The organism is uncultured Clostridium sp., from assembly GCF_900547735.1.
Lineage (GTDB): Bacteria > Bacillota > Clostridia > Lachnospirales > Lachnospiraceae > Otoolea.
The window spans coordinates 1-17,163 of the sequence record NZ_URHZ01000032.1; the positions used below are offsets into that span (position 1 = coordinate 1).

At 49.1% G+C, this 17,163-nt stretch carries 16 protein-coding genes and 1 tRNA gene; 2 read left to right on the forward strand and 15 right to left on the reverse strand.

Translation table 11 applies throughout. The annotated features are described in order from the left end of the window. Positions 1 to 173 precede the first annotated feature (173 nt). From QZT18_RS11610 to QZT18_RS11645, 8 genes are all read right to left on the reverse strand, one after another. Positions 174 to 1,403, reverse strand: a complete 1,230-nt coding sequence (locus tag QZT18_RS11610) for a lactate racemase domain-containing protein (protein WP_294148172.1) — start codon at positions 1,401 to 1,403, stop codon at positions 174 to 176. A gap of 286 nt (positions 1,404 to 1,689) precedes the next feature. Continuing rightward, positions 1,690 to 2,967 (reverse strand): TRAP transporter large permease, encoded by a 1,278-nt coding sequence (locus tag QZT18_RS11615; protein WP_294148173.1) that lies wholly within the window; start codon positions 2,965 to 2,967, stop codon positions 1,690 to 1,692. Then, on the reverse strand, positions 2,964 to 3,476 hold the full coding sequence (locus tag QZT18_RS11620; RefSeq protein WP_294148174.1) for a TRAP transporter small permease: 513 nt from the start codon (positions 3,474 to 3,476) through the stop codon (positions 2,964 to 2,966). The genes QZT18_RS11615 and QZT18_RS11620 overlap by 4 nt, the downstream gene beginning before the upstream one ends. 36 nt (positions 3,477 to 3,512) lie before the next feature. Beyond that, positions 3,513 to 4,613 (reverse strand): TRAP transporter substrate-binding protein, encoded by a 1,101-nt coding sequence (locus QZT18_RS11625; RefSeq protein ID WP_294148175.1) that lies wholly within the window; start codon positions 4,611 to 4,613, stop codon positions 3,513 to 3,515. Positions 4,614 to 4,650: 37 nt separating this feature from the next. Further along, the gene (locus QZT18_RS11630) at positions 4,651 to 5,058 is read right to left on the reverse strand and encodes an aconitase X swivel domain-containing protein (protein ID WP_294148176.1); all 408 of its coding nucleotides are present in this window, start codon (positions 5,056 to 5,058) and stop codon (positions 4,651 to 4,653) included. Beyond that, entirely contained in the window at positions 5,059 to 6,276 is a 1,218-nt protein-coding gene (locus QZT18_RS11635) for an aconitase X catalytic domain-containing protein (RefSeq protein ID WP_294148177.1), read from the reverse strand. It lies immediately after the preceding gene. Positions 6,277 to 6,664: 388 nt separating this feature from the next. Continuing rightward, positions 6,665 to 7,651: a GntR family transcriptional regulator gene (locus tag QZT18_RS11640; RefSeq protein WP_294148178.1), complete on the reverse strand. Its 987-nt coding sequence runs from the start codon at positions 7,649 to 7,651 to the stop codon at positions 6,665 to 6,667. Between the two features lie 106 nt (positions 7,652 to 7,757). Next, a tRNA-Pro gene (locus tag QZT18_RS11645) sits at positions 7,758 to 7,831 on the reverse strand. Positions 7,832 to 8,133: 302 nt separating this feature from the next. On the opposite strand from QZT18_RS11645, the gene QZT18_RS11650 reads away from it, so the two are divergent. Beyond that, positions 8,134 to 8,916, forward strand: a complete 783-nt coding sequence (locus tag QZT18_RS11650; protein ID WP_294148179.1) for an HAD family hydrolase — start codon at positions 8,134 to 8,136, stop codon at positions 8,914 to 8,916. Positions 8,917 to 8,936: 20 nt separating this feature from the next. Here the strand turns inward: QZT18_RS11650 and QZT18_RS11655 are convergent, their stop codons facing one another. From QZT18_RS11655 to QZT18_RS11665, 3 genes are all read right to left on the reverse strand, one after another. Continuing rightward, positions 8,937 to 9,218 (reverse strand): H-NS histone family protein, encoded by a 282-nt coding sequence (locus QZT18_RS11655; protein ID WP_125140021.1) that lies wholly within the window; start codon positions 9,216 to 9,218, stop codon positions 8,937 to 8,939. 317 nt (positions 9,219 to 9,535) lie between these two features. After that, the gene (locus QZT18_RS11660) at positions 9,536 to 9,823 is read right to left on the reverse strand and encodes a hypothetical protein (protein WP_294148180.1); all 288 of its coding nucleotides are present in this window, start codon (positions 9,821 to 9,823) and stop codon (positions 9,536 to 9,538) included. 215 nt (positions 9,824 to 10,038) lie between these two features. After that, on the reverse strand, positions 10,039 to 10,374 hold the full coding sequence (locus QZT18_RS11665) for a hypothetical protein (protein WP_294148181.1): 336 nt from the start codon (positions 10,372 to 10,374) through the stop codon (positions 10,039 to 10,041). Between the two features lie 72 nt (positions 10,375 to 10,446). Here QZT18_RS11665 and QZT18_RS11670 point away from each other — a divergent pair, with 72 nt between their 5' ends. Further along, positions 10,447 to 10,683, forward strand: a complete 237-nt coding sequence (locus QZT18_RS11670) for a hypothetical protein (protein WP_294148182.1) — start codon at positions 10,447 to 10,449, stop codon at positions 10,681 to 10,683. Here the strand turns inward: QZT18_RS11670 and QZT18_RS11675 are convergent, their stop codons facing one another. The 4 genes from QZT18_RS11675 to QZT18_RS11690 form a co-directional block, all read right to left on the reverse strand. Then, entirely contained in the window at positions 10,684 to 12,126 is a 1,443-nt protein-coding gene (locus QZT18_RS11675) for a TrkH family potassium uptake protein (protein WP_294148183.1), read from the reverse strand. A 17-nt stretch (positions 12,127 to 12,143) separates the two neighbouring features. Beyond that, positions 12,144 to 13,502, reverse strand: a complete 1,359-nt coding sequence (gene trkA, locus QZT18_RS11680) for a Trk system potassium transporter TrkA (RefSeq protein WP_294148184.1) — start codon at positions 13,500 to 13,502, stop codon at positions 12,144 to 12,146. A 331-nt stretch (positions 13,503 to 13,833) separates the two neighbouring features. Then, positions 13,834 to 15,042, reverse strand: coding sequence for a glycine betaine/L-proline ABC transporter ATP-binding protein (locus QZT18_RS11685; protein WP_294148186.1), 1,209 nt, complete (start codon positions 15,040 to 15,042; stop codon positions 13,834 to 13,836). Next, on the reverse strand, positions 15,029 to 16,903 hold the full coding sequence (locus QZT18_RS11690) for a glycine betaine ABC transporter substrate-binding protein (RefSeq protein WP_294148187.1): 1,875 nt from the start codon (positions 16,901 to 16,903) through the stop codon (positions 15,029 to 15,031). Before QZT18_RS11690 ends, QZT18_RS11685 begins: the two co-directional genes overlap by 14 nt. Positions 16,904 to 17,163 lie beyond the last annotated feature (260 nt).

Consider the following 17,163-nt stretch of genomic DNA (forward strand, 5'->3'; position numbering starts at 1 on the left):
ACCGGGACTGAAGACTCATCTACACCCTCCCACCCCCCCGTCCGCCGTCTTACAGAGGCGTCCTCGCATCTCAACTAAATCCCCACACAAAGAAGCAGACCTTCCTCAATGCGATTCTCAGAAGGCCTGCCATGCAATATTTTATCAAATTATAAGTAGTAACCCTTTCATCCTCAAACGAGTTCCAGCCTCTCATCCGCCTCCACCAAAGGAAGCAGCGCATCCGAAACCTCTATATACTCCAGCCTCAGCGTACTTTCGATCCTGACAATCTTAAGGCGCTTTTTATCGGCTCCGCGAAGTACCTTTACTGCAATTTTAACCGCTTCATCTTCATCTTTTGCTATCACCGGGATTTTGCAGTCGTCTAAATCCTTTACCGCAATCCCGTTGGCATAGATGGACTCATAATCGAGCTGTTCAAATACTTTTTTCGTTGTGATGTCGAAGATTCCAAGCCCCACGCCGTTGCCATGGGTTTCCTCCGAAAGATCCAGAAGAACCATCTTATCGATTTTCGGTACGGTCAGAATAAATTCTTTTAACAGATAGCTTTTCCCCAGAATATTGGGGTCATAGCCGCAGCCGGAAATATCTTTGCCTATCTTTTCTACGATTAACACATCGATCTCCGGTATCATCAGGGTCGGCATATTTCCAGCCGCCATTTTGACAAGCTGTTTTTCACGCTCGATCATGTTTTCCGACGGAACCGCCTCGATCCATGCCGTTTCATCGTATGCATTTTCCAGAATCGCTACGCCGAAACCGACATTGACGGACTGCATAATCATGGAGGCTGCTTCCTTCAGCACTTCTCCGAAATAGTCGAAGCTCTCCTCATGAATGGAGGTGCAGCCGATATGATTTCCAAGTCCGATTACCAGCATCTTGCAAAGGCCGCTCTGGATATCGGCTACGAAATCCGTATGGATTTTCACCCTGTTGATTGGCACCACCAGGTCGGCCTCATAAGCCGTCTTATCGAAAAATACTTTTGTGCCGCTCTTCAGCGTTCCTATCTCCACCACATCCAGACGCGCGATAACGGGAACTCCCATGGCTTCCTCCGTAATTCCGTATCCGGTCAGGATTTCTTTCTGTCCTTCCTCCGTTCCGCCTCCGTGGCTTCCCATGGCAGACACGATAAAGGGGTCTCCTCCATATTTTTTTATCTCATCCACAACGCCGCGCACAATGGCGGCCAGATTCCTGATTCCGCGGCTTCCCACCGCCACGGCCACCCGCTGGCCCTTTTTTATTTTTCCGGCCACCCGCTCTTTTGCCATCTCCTCGCGGATTCTGCCTTGCAGGTCCTGAACTTGCGGGCGTTCGAACTTTTGCCGTACCCGGTGCATAGCCGGAAGTTGGATATTATAATCTTCCTCCAACAGCAAAGGCATATTGCCACCTCCTTTCTGCTTTTGCCCCGGCGCCTTCAAATACAGGCACCAGGGCAAAATGGTTTGTAATGTTGCTTTATAGGATATTTCTTATGTGGCATTCTTTCGTTTTCAATACCAGAATGGTTCTAGTTCTTCAAGCTGCTCTTACACAGCCCCATTCATCTATCATCGGCTATTCCAGCCGCACTTCATTTACAGTCCCATTCGTCTATCATCGGCTGCTCCGGCCGCATCTCATTTACAGCCCGATTCGTCTATCATCGGCTGCTCCGGCCGCACCTCATCACTTCATCCATCCCAAAAGCCCAAGCGTAACCGGCTCGCAGAATGTCGTAAGGCCAAGTGCAATCAGCAGTCCGCCGATAAAGAACAGCATCGGCTTTATCAGCCGCGTCATCGGCTCCCCGGAGATACCGGCCGCCACGAACAGGTTGATGCCGTAAGGCGGTGTAACGAAACCGATTGCCAGGTTCATTGTGAGCATGACGCCGAATGTAATCGGGGACATGCCAATCTGTGTTACTACCGGCAGCAGAATCGGGGAAAGAATGATTGTGGCCGGGATATTGTCAATCAGACATCCGATAAACAGCAGGAACAGGTTGATTAAAAGAAGCAGAACGATTCTGTTGTCCGTAACGCCCAGCATGGCTGCGGCAATCTTATGCGGAATCCGTTCCATTGTCAGATATGCGGCAAAGGCCATTGATAATCCGACCATAAATGTCGTCATTCCGTTGACGCTGATACTTCTGTAAAATGAGTCGTAGACTCCCTTTAAATCAATTTCCCTGTAGATAAATACGCTGACTACGAAGCAGTATACAACCGCCACAACCGCCGACTCGGTCGGGGTGAAAATGCCGGAGTAAATTCCGCCCAGGATGATGACCGGCGTCAGCAGCGCCCAGAAGGCGCCCTTGAACGATACCCAAACCTTTTTGATGGTTGGCTTCTCTCCTCTGCTTACATTTTCTCCACCTGTACGGAAAACAGATACAAGAATCAGAACCACGCCCATCAGGATACCGGGTACGATGCCTGCCATAAACAGGTCGCTGATGGATTCCCCTACAACTACGGCGTAGATGACAAAGGGGATACTGGGCGGAATGATAACGCCTATCGTTCCGGCCGAGGCTGCCAGCGCGGCGCTGAACGGCCGGCTGTAACCGCGTTTTTCCATCTCTGGAATCATGAATCCGCCGATTGCCGATGTGGTTGCCATCGCGGAACCGGAAATGGCTGCGAAGAACATACAGGCAATCGTTGTAACAATACAAAGTCCGCCCTGAATCCATCCTAAAAGTGTATCGGCAAAATCTACGATTCTCTTTGCAATTCCGCCGCTGCTCATCAGGTTTCCGGCCAGCATGAAGAATGGAATTGCCATAAGTGGAAACGAATCGCAGCCGGTGATGGCGTTCTGTGTAATCAGGGCAATCGGAATATTGGAAAAGCAGGTCAGTGTGATAAAGGTTGCAATGCCTATGGCATATCCGACAGGCACCGACAGAGCCATCATCAGAATAAATGAACCAAACAGTACAGCTATATTCAAGCTCCTTCGCCTCCTTCCCCAATCTCTCCTCCATTATTTTTAAGTCCGCGGATTTTCTGCCATAATTCTCCGATAATCCTGATTGACACTGCCAGCTGGCTGACAGGGAGGCTCATATATACAAGGTACATAGGCATCCTCATCGCGGCCGAAATGAGGCCGCGTTTCTGGATGGAAGCTACCAGTTCAAATCCATATTTTACAAGCAGCAGACAGAATGCCAGCCAAATCACATCGGAAATGATGCGGATGATGTCTTTACGCCTGCCCTCACCCGTGCCGCCCAGAACCTCGATGCGGACATGGGAATTATCCCTCTGGGCCACGCTGGTGCCGAGCCAGATTTGCCAGATAAAAATGTATCTTGCCAGTTCTTCCGACCAGGAAAGTAAGGATCCGAATACATATCTCAGAATTACCTGGAAGAAGACGAGAATCACGGTAAAAATCAGGCTGCACACCAGAAGATGCGCTTCGAGCTGATTATAAAAGTTTATGATTTTCTTCATCACTGTTCTTCCTTTCACAATTGCCATCAGGCTCTGTTATTCGGCTCTGTATTTCTCCACCGCGTCCACAATATCCTGGCCATAGGTATTTTCCCAGTTTTCATACATCGGGGCAACCTTCTCCGCAAAGACCTTGCGCTCTTCCGGTGTGAGTTCCGTAAGCTCCATTCCCTCTTCCTGCAGCTTCTTCAGGTATTCTCCATTGTTGTCTAATTCCATGGAACGCTGTTCATCGATCAGTTTTGTCTGTACTGCGTCGTCCAGAATCTTCCTTGCCTGCTCATCCATTCCCTCATAGAAATCTCTGTTGATAACGATTCCGCAGAAATCATAGATGTGCTCCGTTGTGCTGATATATTTCTGTACTTCCTGGAATTTTGATTCATAAATCAGGGATGCCGGGTTTTCCTCTCCGTCTACGGTTCCCTGCTGCATTGCCGTAAAAAGTTCACTCCAGCTCATCGGGGTTGCATTTGCGCCGAGCGCTTCAAACATCTTTATGTATACCTGGTTGCTCATACAGCGCATTTTGAGTCCCTTTAAATCATCGGGAGTCTTGACGGGCCGTTTGTTATTCGTCATATTTCTGATGCCGTTAAAGTTATAACCGAGGTTTAAGAGGCCGACGTTGTTGTCCTCCAGTTTCTTATTCAGAATGGTTCCTAAATCTCCGTCCATTGCAGCAAAGGCCTGCTGTGGATTTTCGAAAAGGTAAGGCATTCCGAGAACCTGGAAACCGTCCACATAGGCGCTCAGCAGGTTGGCCGACGGAACTACCATAGTAAGTGTTCCAAGCGCTACGGATTCCAGCATCGCCTCATCACCGCCCAGCTCACTGTTTGGATGGATTTCCACGGTAATCTTACCGCCCGACTTGGATTCCACTTCCTCCTTAAATGCCAGGCAGCATTTGTGCAGGGAGTGGCTCTCGGAACAGATATGTCCGATGCTGATCTGATAGGATTCTCCGGTATATCCTGAATCTCCGGCCGGCTGGTTTTGGGATGATGCATCCTTTGTGTCGGCCTGAGCCGCCGGTGTGGCGGAAGAACTGCCCGATGATCCACATGCCGTGAGACCTGTTACTAAGCTGACTGCCGTCAGAATTGCCGCTGCTGCCTTTATTCTTCGTTTCATACTTATCCTCCTTCTGGGTTTTCACTTGTTTTGTGAATCAGCCGTTTACGGTAATAACTCCATTTGTAGCATCCATTGATACGGTCATTCCGTCCTTGATTTCCTTGAAGAACTCCGGGTCTACCTTATGAACCATCGGAATTTCCATGGCCACGGCCGCCGTCACAAGCACCGTATCCGCCGTCTCCACAATCAGTCCGGACGGATGTTTGCCTTTCATCAATAGTTTATAAAGTCCGTCGGCCTGGACTACGGAGCTGCCTTTCCCGGACGGCATAATGAGGATTTTCCCCGCCACATTTTTTCCGTTGATATCGTGGTTGCGTTCAATAAGCTCCCCCGTCTCCGGCACTACAAGATAAAAGCAGACAGCGTCTTTGGATACCAGCGCCTCGGCCTTGGCCGTTCCTTTTGCAATTTTTGCACAGTGATATGTACGTTCCATTTATTTAACCACCTTTCCTGAAATTGCCGCCTCTACCGCTTCTTCAATCGGGCGGATTAAGAATTTGATTCCACGGATTTCGTTGTAATATGCACATTTCGGGGAATCCGTTACTCCCACGGAACCGTAATACGGTTTCCAGCACGGCGGTACATCAATACAGGTATCGGCTACGATGTGGCCTCCGGCTCTCTGGATGATGCTCAAGTATCCCATCCTGTCCGCCAGTTCTCTGGTCAGCGAGCTGGTCAGCAGCCAGGTGTCCACTTTGAATTTTCTTCCTTCACAGATTTTTGCAATGATACCGACCTGGCGGATTGTGATATGCGGGCATCCGAACATGGCAAAATCAATCTTTCCCGGTTCGTTGCAGAGCCTTTCTCTCGTATCCTGCAGGTCCTGATCCGTGATTACGATTTCACGTTTGATTTTCTTGTTTCCGACGGCGGCTTCCACGGTCGGAGCCTCCGGGGTAATTCCTGCTATATGGTACATGGATACGCAGCCCGATGTATTGAGCTGTGCTCCAAAATTCATAAATCCTTCCGGCGTCGGCCTTTCCTTAATTCCCTTGAACACGGGAACCTCGAGTCCTTTATATTTCTCCGGATAACACCAGCCTAAAATCTGGTAATCAAAGTCGGTCTTAACGTCGGCCTGGACATCCACCAGGATCTCGGCTTTTCTGTTCTCATCAAAGAGTAGTCCGTACTCCGGAACTACGCCGGTGATGGCGGCACAGAGGGCGCTGTTGGCTCCTTCCCTGTTGGTCCTGGCACCAATTACCGAATTGACATAAGGCGTTGCACTCGACTCAGAGAATGCAATGACCTCCCCATAGGCCGGGACATTCTGCTGCAGATACGGCGTGCAGTCAAAGGTAAGCTGGGCTCCCAGCTTGCGGTAAGCTTCGTTGGTGGCGAACACGATGTTCTTACCCTCGTCGGGAACCTCGTGCAGATGTTCATTCAGATACTTGATGCAGATGCTCGGATTGATGGTCGGTGGAATCTTGCACTTCGCTCCCTTCGAAAGCAGCTTCTCCGCAAACCAGAGATCTGCGTCCTGTGCACTCAGTGCCACATGAGTTCTTGTTACCGGCACCATCCTCGGTGCGTCAAATGTCTCTCCAATCGCCACCTGAATCTCCATTGCCATGGATGCGCCTTCCCCGTATTTCCCATTAAGTACATCCTGTTCATAATTTGTGAGTTTCATTTACTTCCTCCTCCTTTTGATATTGGACTATTCCAATTCTCAATTTAAAAACCATATTTTAAGGTGGTTTTTAACATCCCCTTAACTTATGGCTCTTATTTTAATCATGTACAATCCTTTTGTCAAGATATTTTCGTGTTTTTGTTTAAAATTTTAGTCTTTTCTTTTTCTTTTGGACTATACCAATATAATTATATTCACAACACGTCTCTAATATCACCGGTTTCCCAAACTTTGTCCGATTATTTTTTCACACAAAAAAGGCGCCTGCTCTCAGTGAACAGACGCCTTTTTTTGTTGAGCGGCAATGAAAAGTTCGCGAAGCGTGCTTTTCGTTGTTACTTTTTATGATTGTATTTGATTCTGTTTTATCCCGCGGAAACACGCTCTAGAGCATATTCTTCTCTTTTTCCGCTATTTTCTCGCAGATGCGGGTCTGCAGATGAAGAATGGAGCCCGGGTCAAAAACATATTCGAAGTCCAGAACCCTTCCTCCTTTGTCTTTATATTTTTTAATCAGATTGATCATAAATGGCTCTCCCAGATTCCGGTACTCCTTTGTCGTCAGCAGAAGATCCGCATCTTTTAAGCTCTCTTCAATCTCATCCCTCTCCTTGTCCGAGACAAAGGTCTTCACGATGTGGATATTCTCCAAATCCCGGATCTGCCACAGGAGATTTTCCATAAACCGGTTACTGATCGTCCATGCGACCACCCTTATCTCGGGAGAAATCTGAGCCAGCTCTATCAGAGTCTCACTGCTCGTAACAACCGTTATTACTTCCAGTTTATTGACAAGATCGGGAAACGCCTGGATCAGTGTCTCATAGTGATGGGTCGTCGTTACAATCAGGTCAAAATTATCTCTCAGGAGCTGGGGCTCCTTCAGGACATTCTCTAAAAGGAACTGCTGAATGCTGTTATTTTCCACATTCTTATACTCGTTCTTGGCAAGCTGGAGCGCCTCCGGGCAGCAATCCACCCAGGCCGTCATCAGTTTGACGTCCCCGGCCATATGGCGGGCCATCTGCCTTCGGAAGATATCCACCACCTGGCGGGTCTGCAGTCCCATCTGCTCCGCACGCTCGAAAATATGATTAATCTCCCTGGTCAGAATCTCCTCCTTCAGGATGCCTCCTACGTCGGAGATATACGTCCCGCTTCCCCGGACGGCATAAGCGGCCCCCTGGCGGATTAGCTCCTGATACGCCATCTGAACCGTTCCCCTAGCTATCTGGTTTTCTTTTCCAAGTTCACGTTCGGGGGGCAGTTTTTCCCCCGCTTTCAGCTCTCCGCTTCGTATCATTGCATAGAGCTGCTCTGTTATCTGCTGGTATTTAGGAAGTGATGATGTCTCATCCAGATAAATTTTCATAATACTTTTGTTCTCCTGATATAAAAAGAAAGGCCGGAAATCCTTCCAAGCGGTAAAAAGAAATTTTTCACCACCGTCAGAAAGATTCCCGGCGTTTTTCAGTCAGTCGGAGTAACAGGATTTGAACCTGCGACCTCTCGGCCCCCAGCCGAGCGCGCTACCAAGCTACGCCATACTCCGTACTCTGCTCTACTATTATACCAAAAAATTCAAAAAAATCAATTGTATTTTTCCTGTTTAATAAATTTTTTAAAATATTCCCTATGAAAAGCAGGTGAAGAACTGGAAATTTGTCTTCCTATCCTGAAATTCCAGGCTATCTATGATATAATAAAAACACCCGGCCCGGTATTTTGTTAATCTGAGCCGGTCACATCGGCATATAGAAACATACTTCATTTGGATTCTCATAAATTTGGTATGTTGACACAATCACATAAGGCATCACCAATACGTAAATTTCCAGAAAGGCGGATACACCAATGATCAGTTTCGACCTCGACATGACACTGCTCGACCACAAGACCGGACAAATCACTCCCAGCGCGCTTGAGTCAATCGGCAGGCTGAGAAAAAAACATAAAATCGTGCTCGCAACCGGACGCGATATGGATAATTACTACAGCAGCATTTACCGCGATATCATCCAGCCGGATGCTATCGTCCATATGAATGGAACGAAGATAACCGTTGGAGATACCCTGATTTTCGAACATCATTTCAATAAGGATCTCCTTAAGGATCTGCTCTGCTACTGCGATCGCGAGGGCTACGGGATCGGTATGACGCTGGGGGATGACGATTTCTATATCCATCCCGAGGTAATCGAAGCCAGCGACATCAGGGCCTGGGGAAGCTGCGGCAGACGCTTTAAAGATCCGTGGCAGATGCTCGACATGAACATCCGCACCCTGGCCTTTATCGGCGAGGAATCACAGGTACGCCGGGTCGAAGCAGAGTTTCCCACTCTGAGCATGCCTCTCTTTGCAGGACGCCGCGGAGCCGATGTTATGGAACACGGAATTTCAAAGGCGGATGGTCTTACCCGGCTGGCTAAGTATTTCGGAGAAAATGAAGATCTCTCCGACACGGTCGCCTTCGGGGACAGCATGAACGATCTGGAAGTAATTATAAAAGCAGGCACCGGCGTTGCCATGGGCAATGCAGTTGATGAATTAAAGGAGGCCGCCGACTATGTGACTTCCTCCATTGCAGAGGACGGCATCTACCGCGCCTGCCTGCATCTTGGTCTTCTGGCCGACTGAGCGGCCGGACAGGGCAGTTCTTAAACGGCCTGCCACTCCGCCTGTTCATCGGGATCCACATGGGAGACCAGCCTCACACGCTCGGCCGGGGACATCTGATCCAGTATCCCGGCCAGTTCGTCCGGCGTCAGGTTTCTCTCCTCCAGAATATCGGCAATATGTTTTAAGTCTTCCTCTCTTCTCTCTTTCAGAAGCTCTTTTTCTTTTGCTTTCAAATCCTTAAGCTGTGTTTCAAGAGCCTCTATCATCTCTCTGACCTCACACAGTTTTTCCGTACACGTTTTTCTTTTTCCTCTTGGCATAGTTATTTCGTCTCCTTTCCTCTTACCAGTTTTTCCCGGATCATTAATATATATGCCCGGATCCGTAAAATTAGAACAAAAATCCGTCAGAACAAAGGAGGAGCCGGGTGGTCCAGTGACCATCCGGCTTATTATGAAAAAAATATTACTATTCTGAATGTCTGATTAATTCATTTTCTTTCTTCTATTGCTTTTTTCAATTTATTTGCTTTATCTTTATGTTCTTAGTATATCTTCTAATTGTGACCTCTGTTTGTAGAAAATGTGAATATATTTTGAACTCGCGGTAAATATTTTGTGAAAGGACAAAACGTCATTTAGTTGTCGCAGCCGCATCCCTCGGACTCATTAAGGGGTGATACGCCGCCTCTCCAGTTGTTATTGCAGCCACAACCGGAAGCAGCATTAAAACCGTCTCTGAAACCTACTGCGTAACCATCGTTAAAGCCGGCTCTGTAAGCCCTGCTTCTGCGCCAGTCATTATTGTTGTTGCAGCCACAGCCGCTGTTGTTACCACATCCGTTGTTGCAGCCGCAACCCCAGTTATTATTTCTGCAGCCACAGCCGCATCCACATCCGAATCTATTATTAAAAAAGCAACACATAATCAAAATCTCCTTTTTTTGTATCTCTTTATAGTATATAGTATGTACATAGGGACAATGTGTTACCGGAGTCCGGGACAGGGAAGGGTGCATTCTGCGGAGCGTTTTTTGATTCATAGGACGTGATTTCCCGTGAATCAAAAAAAGCACCGGATCCCTCCGGTGCCATACAGGCGCTATGCCAAACTGCATCTGCATAAGCCCTTATTCCTCTTTTATTTTCTGCTCTTCCTGCCGGTTTTTCTTCCCGCCGGTTTTCCCGGGGCACGGAACTTGGGGCTTTTAAAGACCCACCAATGTCCGATGATGGTCAGGAAAATGAGTCCCAGCATCAGGAAGTCTCCCGCCGTCCCTCCGAGGTGGAAGGCGATAGAAAAGCTGGTCAGTGTGTCAATGGCGAACAGCCATTTTTCAACCGAGTACACCTTTTTTATATCATAGTCGGCCGGGTTAATCGTATCAGATATGAAAATCAGGAAATCTTTGCTGCAGAACAGGTCAATGGTCTCAGCCAGGAACAGACATCCTATCAAAAAAAACAATATATCCATCAGGCATATCCTTTCTCTAATCCAGTGTCTTTGATGGTATAAAAAATAAGATAAACAGCGAGGTGCAAATTTATGTTCGACATCGAAAAAATCATCCAGGAACCAAACGGCCTTTTTTCCTCCGCCGCAATCTGCAAAAATGCTTCCAGAGCGGAAGAACTCCGCTCCGGATTTATCGGTCCCGTCCGTCAGATCAGTATGTTTGCCGATCTGTACAGGGAGGGGAACCGGCTTATTCTGGAAGCGCCCGACCGCAATACGCTGCTCAGGCTCATCGATATCTTAAACAACGCCGTAGAACAATTCTGATTAAAATTTCTTCCAGGTCTCCCGGGAGAATAAAAGCAGGACAGGGAAAATCTCAAGTCTTCCCGCGAGCATATCAAAAATCAGAACCAGCTTGGCGGGATCCGAAAAAATGCTAAAGTTTTTCGAAGGTCCGACCAGTTCAAGCCCCGGTCCGATATTGTTGAACGTGGCGGCAACCGCCGTAAAGTTCGTAATCAAATCCTCCCCGTCAAATGCCAGCAGGAGAACCGAGAGCGAAAACAGCAGCGTATAGGCTACCATAAAGACATTGATGGAACGGACTACCTCGTGCTCCACGACTTTCCCGTCCATCTTGATCTTACGTACCGCCTGCGGATGGAGGAACTGGATCAGTTCCTTTCTCACCGTCTTAACCAGCACCACAAGACGCGATACCTTGATACCGCCGCCCGTACTGCCGGCACAGGCTCCCACAAACATCAGCATAACCAATATGGTCTTTGATGCCTGGGGCCACAGGTCGAAGTCCTGGGTGGCGAATCCCGTCGTGGTGATAATCGAGGCAACCTGGAAGGATGCATGATGGAACGCATCACCTAACCCCGGATAAAGACCGGCCGTATTAAACGTGATAATTCCAATTGCCGCGGCGATAATAATCAGGTACCAGCGCAGCTCCTCCATCTTCAGGGCCTGTCCTATCTTTTTCATGAAAATAAGGAAATAGACGCTGAAGTTGACGCCGAACAGGATCATGAAAATAGTCACCACATTCTGAAGATAGGGCGAATAGTCCGCAATACTGCTGTTTTTAATGGCAAATCCACCGGTTCCGGCCGTTCCGAAGGTGATGGTAATCGCGTCGAAAAACGGCATTTTCCCCGCGAGAAGAAACAGTATCTCCAGCACCGTCATGAACAGATAAATGGAATAAAGCAATTTGGCCGTAAGGCGTACCTTGGGTACCAGCCTGCTGACGGATGGGCCGGGGCTCTCCGCCTTCATCAGGTTCATGTGGGAGCCTCCGCCCGTCAGGGGAAGCAGGCTCAGGATAAAGACAAGCACCCCCATTCCGCCGATCCAGTGGGTAAAACTCCTCCAAAAGAGGATGGACCGCGGCAGCGATTCCACATCGCTCAGGATACTCGCACCAGTTGTCGTAAAACCGGACACGGTCTCAAAAAGGGCGTCTACCGGTGAGGCGATGGAGCCGCTGAATAAGAACGGCAGCGCTCCCATAATACTCAGTACAATCCAGCAGAGGGAAACCGTCACAAAGCCCTCCGAGGTATAAAAAATCTGTTTTTTGGGTTTCTTGATAACAAGAGGAATGCCGATGACCAGACAGAGAGCCATGGTAATGACAAAGCTCCAGCCGGCCTGTTCCCCGTAGATAAGGGCTACGATACAGGGAAGCACCATAAAAGCCGCCTCAAAGTTCAAAATCCACCCCATAATATAAAATATGATGGAATAATTCATCTCTTCTTCAGCTCCTTTTATTTTTTCAAAATATCCCGTATATCCTGCAATCCCTTTTGTGTTGTCACGACAATGACGGTGTCACCCTTGCGGATGCTGTCCTGCCCTCGCGGAATATGGATCTTACCGTCGCGGTTGATGCCGCCGATCAGCAGGTTCTTTTTCAGTTTCAGCTCCATGAGCGGCACATCCGTCACATCGGAATCCTCCTGGATGGAAAATTCCAGCGCCTCCGCGTTGCCGTCCAGAATATGATAAAGCGTCTCGACATTGCTGCCGATTGAGTTCTGCATGGCTCTTACATACTGGAGAATATAGTCCGCGGTAATGTATTTCGGATAAATGACGCTGCCGATGTCCAGCGCACCGATAAGCTCATCAAAGGCAATCCGGTTCACCTTGGTAACCAGCTTCGCCTTGGAATTCTCCTTTGCAAACAGGGCAAGGAAGACATTCTCCTCGTCCATGTTGGTCAGCGTGACAAAGGATTCGGCGTTTGTCAGCCCCTCTTCCATCAGAAGCCGCCGGTCCGTGCCGTCGCCGTTAATGACCAGGGTATCCTGCAGCAGTTCATTGAGCAGTTCGCACCGTTTCTTATCTTTCTCCACAATCTTCACTTTAATGCGCATTGCGGAGAGCTGCTGGGCCAGGTAATAGGCAATCGTGCCTCCGCCCACTATCAGCGTATTTTTAACCTGATTGGTCTGTATCCCTATCTTTCTGAAAAATTCCATGGAATTTCTCGGGGATGCGATAATCGACACCATATCCCCGTCATGGAGTACAAAATTACCGGCCGGGATCGTCACATCATTCCCGCGCTCCACCGCTCCGATCAGAACATCGCAGCGGAGCTGGCTGTCCACATCCATGACCGTCATGCCGTCCATGCGGAATTCCGGTTTAATCTTAAACTTTAAAAGCTCCACTTTTCCCCTTGCAAAAGGATCGATCTTGATCGCGGAAGGGAAACGCAGAATCCTGGAAATCTCGGTAGCTGCCGCCAGCTCCGGATTGATAATCATGGAAATTCCCAGCTGCTCCTTAATGAAGCCAATCTCATTGCTGTAAACAGGGTTTCTGACCCTGGCAATCGTATGGCACTTGCCCGCCTTCTTGGCAATCAGGCAGCAAAACAGATTCAGCTCATCCGAGCCGGTCACTGCGATAAGAATGTCGGCCGTCTGAACTCCGGCCTCCAACTGGGTGCTGATACTGGCTCCGTTCCCGACCAGCTTAATGGCATCAATATCTTCCGAAAAGCTGTTCAGCCTCTCTCCCGATGTATCGACCATTACAACGTTATGATCTTCCCTGACCAGCTGCTCGGCCAGTGTAACTCCGACTTTCCCGCACCCGATAATGATAACTTCCATAATTTCCTCCGTGTGTACATCCAATTCAAGTCTGTACGTTTTTGTCTGGTATGTCTATTTTCCTATTATACCACCATATCCTGTTTTTTCAATAAGGAAAGAACACAATATCATACCGCGGAAACCTTTTCAAGTGTTCGTGCAAAAAAAGGCATAAATCCACCTGTTTCAAGGCCTCCGGGGAGCAGAAATCGGCCGTTTCCGCACGGAAACGGCGGAAACGGCCGACTTTTTATCACTTTGTTAACCGGTCTTAATTGTTAACTTTTCTACAAATTCTGTTATCTATGCTGCCGGCTGTCATGCCGCCGGCCTTCCTTACCGCAGTCCTTTACATCAGTGAGGAAAGTACCGACGCTTTCGATACGATTCCCACCAGGCTGCCGTCCGCTTCCAGCACGGCGATCGGATATTTCGCCTCCGCCGCGATCGGCAGGATGTCGCTGATTACCGTATCCTTCGTCGTGGTCGCCACATCCGTAACATAAACCTCTTTCAGGGATTTCTCTTCCCTTCTCGCCCGGATGGCCGCCTCGACGTTGACAATCCCGAGGAATTTCATATGGCGGTCAACCACATAGGCCGTGGACACGCCGTTGCTCTTCATCTCCCTGAGCGCATACTCCGGGGAATCGGTCGCACGTACCACGCAGGGGACGATCATGACATGTTTGGCGCACAGCACCTTTGTCATATCCGCGCTGTTGATAAATTCCCGTACATAGTCGTCCGCGGGGTTGGCGCTCATCTCTTCCGGGGTGCCCACCTGAATCAGGCGGCCGTCCCTCATAATCGCAACGGTGTCGCCTAATTTAAACGCCTCGTTGATATCGTGGGTGATGAAAACCACGGTTTTCTCCAGTTTTCTCTGGATTGACAGAAGCTCGAACTGCATATCCTTCCTTACCAGGGGATCCAGGGCCGAGAACGGCTCATCCATCAGAAGCACTTCCGGATCGTTGGCAAGCGCCCTGGCGATGCCGACCCTCTGCCTCATGCCGCCCGACAGGCTCCCGATCGAGGTATGTTCATGCCCCTTAAGGCCGACCATCTCAATAATCTCCGTCGCCCTTCGTTCCCGCTCCACACGGGGGATTCCCTTGACTTCCAGGCCGTAGGCCACGTTGCCCAGGACATCCCTGTGGCTCATCAGGCCAAAGCTCTGGAACACCATGGAAATCTTATCGCGGCGGTATTCATTCAAATCCTTCTTGCTGAAGGTGTCAATCTCGCTGTCCTCATAGATGACCTGGCCGCTCGACGGTTTGTTCAGCATGTTCAGCATCCTGACAACCGTGGATTTGCCCGAGCCGGAGAGACCGATGATAACAAAGACCTCTCCCCGCTTTACCTTGAAGCTCACGTCCCAGAGGGCCACGGTAACTCCGGTCTCCCGGAACACCTCATCCTTGTTTTTCCCCTCCTTCATCATCTTGGCAGCTTCGGCCTTATTGGAGGCTCCATAGAGTTTCGTCAGATTCTTCACCTGTAAGATATAATCATTTTCTTTTTCCGTACCGGTAACTTTATTTTCTGCCATCCGCATTTTCCTCCTTTCTCTTGAACCATCCCTGAGTCAGGCGATCCATGAGGATTGCCACAATTACAACCGCCGTACCGGAAAGAAGTCCTCTTCCGATCTCCGTACGGTTTACACTGATCAGTACTTCCATTCCCAGACCGGAGGCGCCGATCATCGAGCAGGTAACTACCATGGCCATGGCCATCATCAGCGTCTGGTTGACGCCGGTCAGGATCGTCGGGAGGGCCTGCGGTATCTGTACCTTGAACAGGCACTGCATCTTTGTCGAACCGAACGAACGCGCGGCCTCGACCACCTCCGGATCCACCTGCCGGATACCGTGGCTGGTGAGCCTGATAACGGGCACGATTGCGTAGATTGTCGTCGCAATAACGGCCGGAGCCTTGCCCAGTCCGAAGAACAGGGTCGCCGGTATCAGATATACGAATACGGGCATCGTCTGCATCGTATCGAGAATCGGCCGGATAATCACATTCGCTTTTTCACTTCCCGATATCAGGATTCCCACAGGAAGACCAATCAGAAGCGAAATCACCACCGACGCCAGTACGATGGACAATGTCTCATACATCAAATCCCAAAGTCCTATCACTCCCACGAGGAAAAGCAGGGCGGAATAGATAAAACCGTTTCTCAGTTTGCCGCTCAGCTTGTATCCGCCGAAGAAAACGATCACAAGCAGAAGCCACCACGGAATCAGGTTAAGAATTGCATTTAACACGTTAATAAGTACGTTGAGTCCGTTCCTGATTGCCTTAAATACGCTGGCCTGGCCCGCAAATGCTTTAACGGAGGCGTCAAAGGCGCTTACGTCGATCGGGATGACGAACGGGAACTCAAAGAAGTAATTCGGCTTCTCTTCCACCAGACCGAGAGCGCCTTTTACTTCGGCCGCCTTATCTTCCGGCAGCCACTGGTCAATAAATTCGCTGTGTTCGGTTAAAAACCACTTCGCCGCTTCGCCGTAGTCGGCGCCCGTGTCCTGCATATACGCAAGCGCTTCCGATGTCAGGGCGCTGCTTGTCTTATATTTCTCAAGGAATTCGCAGAACTCCGGTTCCGCTTCATAGAACTGATTGCTTACGCCAACGGTGACGTCGACGGAAGGACAAGCCGTCTCTCCGGCTTTAAACTTCTCAAGATCCACATACGGCGTATCTTCCAGAAGCACCAGGTCGTATTTACCCGTCAGCCAGGTCGGCTCCCAGTAATATCCGACGATCGGATCGCCCTTTTCATAAGCTGAGGTGAATGCCGCCGAGAGCGCCGAGTCGGAGCCGGGCTGGAAATAATTGTACTGGCTGTCGAGGCCGTTATACTGCACCTTCTTCTGCATAACCTCATTGATTTCCCATCCCGGAATCGCTCCGTAGATGCGGCCTTTTCCCGGCTTCTCATCGTCAGGAAAGACATCGGCGTATTTCTTTAAGTCCTGCACTGTCTTCAAATCCGGCGCCATCGGTGCAATACCGCGCTCCGGATCACCTTCTATCACATATCTTGGTACATAGAACCCCTGGGTGTTATCCCCGAAGTTTGTTCCCAAATCTTTAAAAAGCCCTGCATCCCTGTCCTCGTGATAGGTTGCCAGGTTGTCGGTCCACTCTTCCATATTCACGTCAATCTCGCCGCTCTTAAGCGCCTCATGCATGATTGGAGTGGAACCCGGCATCTCAGTCCAGGAATAATCAAAAGCAGACTCCGCTACCAGACCCGCCACCGCATTGTGAAACCGGACACTGTCCCAGCCTACGTCGGCAAATACAATCTCTTTCGATTTTGTACTGCACCCGGCCAGCCCTGCCCCTAAGGTCAACACCATTGCCAGAACAGCAGCTACCGTTCTTTTCTTCTTCATGTAACCCCTCCTGTCTGTCAACTTTTTGTAATACTCTTCTGTTTCTGATTCTTTTATAGTATAACAGCTATTCACTGAATCCGCAATGTTTAGCTAGCTAACAAATTTTTATTAACATTTTCTTAAGAGATTTTTTTAAAAATTGTTAGAATAATAAATTTTTTGGAAAATATACCCACATCTCTGTATTTAATACTTTTTTAGCCGGAAGTAAGAGTCCGGACGCGGGTTTCTCTGCCTGCAGACAGCCGCTTAAGCGC

What these genes read in the sequence shown, in the direction of transcription:
- QZT18_RS11610 (WP_294148172.1), bottom strand. Translation starts at nt 1,403, where the DNA reads ATGCCTTTGCTGTTGGAGGAAGATTATAATATCCAACTTCCGGCTATG.
- QZT18_RS11620 (WP_294148174.1), bottom strand. Translation starts at nt 3,476, where the DNA reads ATGAAGAAAATCATAAACTTTTATAATCAGCTCGAAGCGCATCTTCTG.
- QZT18_RS11625 (WP_294148175.1), bottom strand. Translation starts at nt 4,613, where the DNA reads ATGAAACGAAGAATAAAGGCAGCAGCGGCAATTCTGACGGCAGTCAGC.
- QZT18_RS11630 (WP_294148176.1), bottom strand. Translation starts at nt 5,058, where the DNA reads ATGGAACGTACATATCACTGTGCAAAAATTGCAAAAGGAACGGCCAAG.
- QZT18_RS11635 (WP_294148177.1), bottom strand. Translation starts at nt 6,276, where the DNA reads ATGAAACTCACAAATTATGAACAGGATGTACTTAATGGGAAATACGGG.
- QZT18_RS11640 (WP_294148178.1), bottom strand. Translation starts at nt 7,651, where the DNA reads ATGAAAATTTATCTGGATGAGACATCATCACTTCCTAAATACCAGCAG.
- QZT18_RS11650 (WP_294148179.1), top strand. Translation starts at nt 8,134, where the DNA reads ATGATCAGTTTCGACCTCGACATGACACTGCTCGACCACAAGACCGGA.
- QZT18_RS11655 (WP_125140021.1), bottom strand. Translation starts at nt 9,218, where the DNA reads ATGCCAAGAGGAAAAAGAAAAACGTGTACGGAAAAACTGTGTGAGGTC.
- QZT18_RS11660 (WP_294148180.1), bottom strand. Translation starts at nt 9,823, where the DNA reads ATGTGTTGCTTTTTTAATAATAGATTCGGATGTGGATGCGGCTGTGGC.
- QZT18_RS11665 (WP_294148181.1), bottom strand. Translation starts at nt 10,374, where the DNA reads ATGGATATATTGTTTTTTTTGATAGGATGTCTGTTCCTGGCTGAGACC.
- QZT18_RS11670 (WP_294148182.1), top strand. Translation starts at nt 10,447, where the DNA reads ATGTTCGACATCGAAAAAATCATCCAGGAACCAAACGGCCTTTTTTCC.
- QZT18_RS11675 (WP_294148183.1), bottom strand. Translation starts at nt 12,126, where the DNA reads ATGAATTATTCCATCATATTTTATATTATGGGGTGGATTTTGAACTTT.
- trkA (WP_294148184.1), bottom strand. Translation starts at nt 13,502, where the DNA reads ATGGAAGTTATCATTATCGGGTGCGGGAAAGTCGGAGTTACACTGGCC.
- QZT18_RS11685 (WP_294148186.1), bottom strand. Translation starts at nt 15,042, where the DNA reads ATGGCAGAAAATAAAGTTACCGGTACGGAAAAAGAAAATGATTATATC.
- QZT18_RS11690 (WP_294148187.1), bottom strand. Translation starts at nt 16,903, where the DNA reads ATGAAGAAGAAAAGAACGGTAGCTGCTGTTCTGGCAATGGTGTTGACC.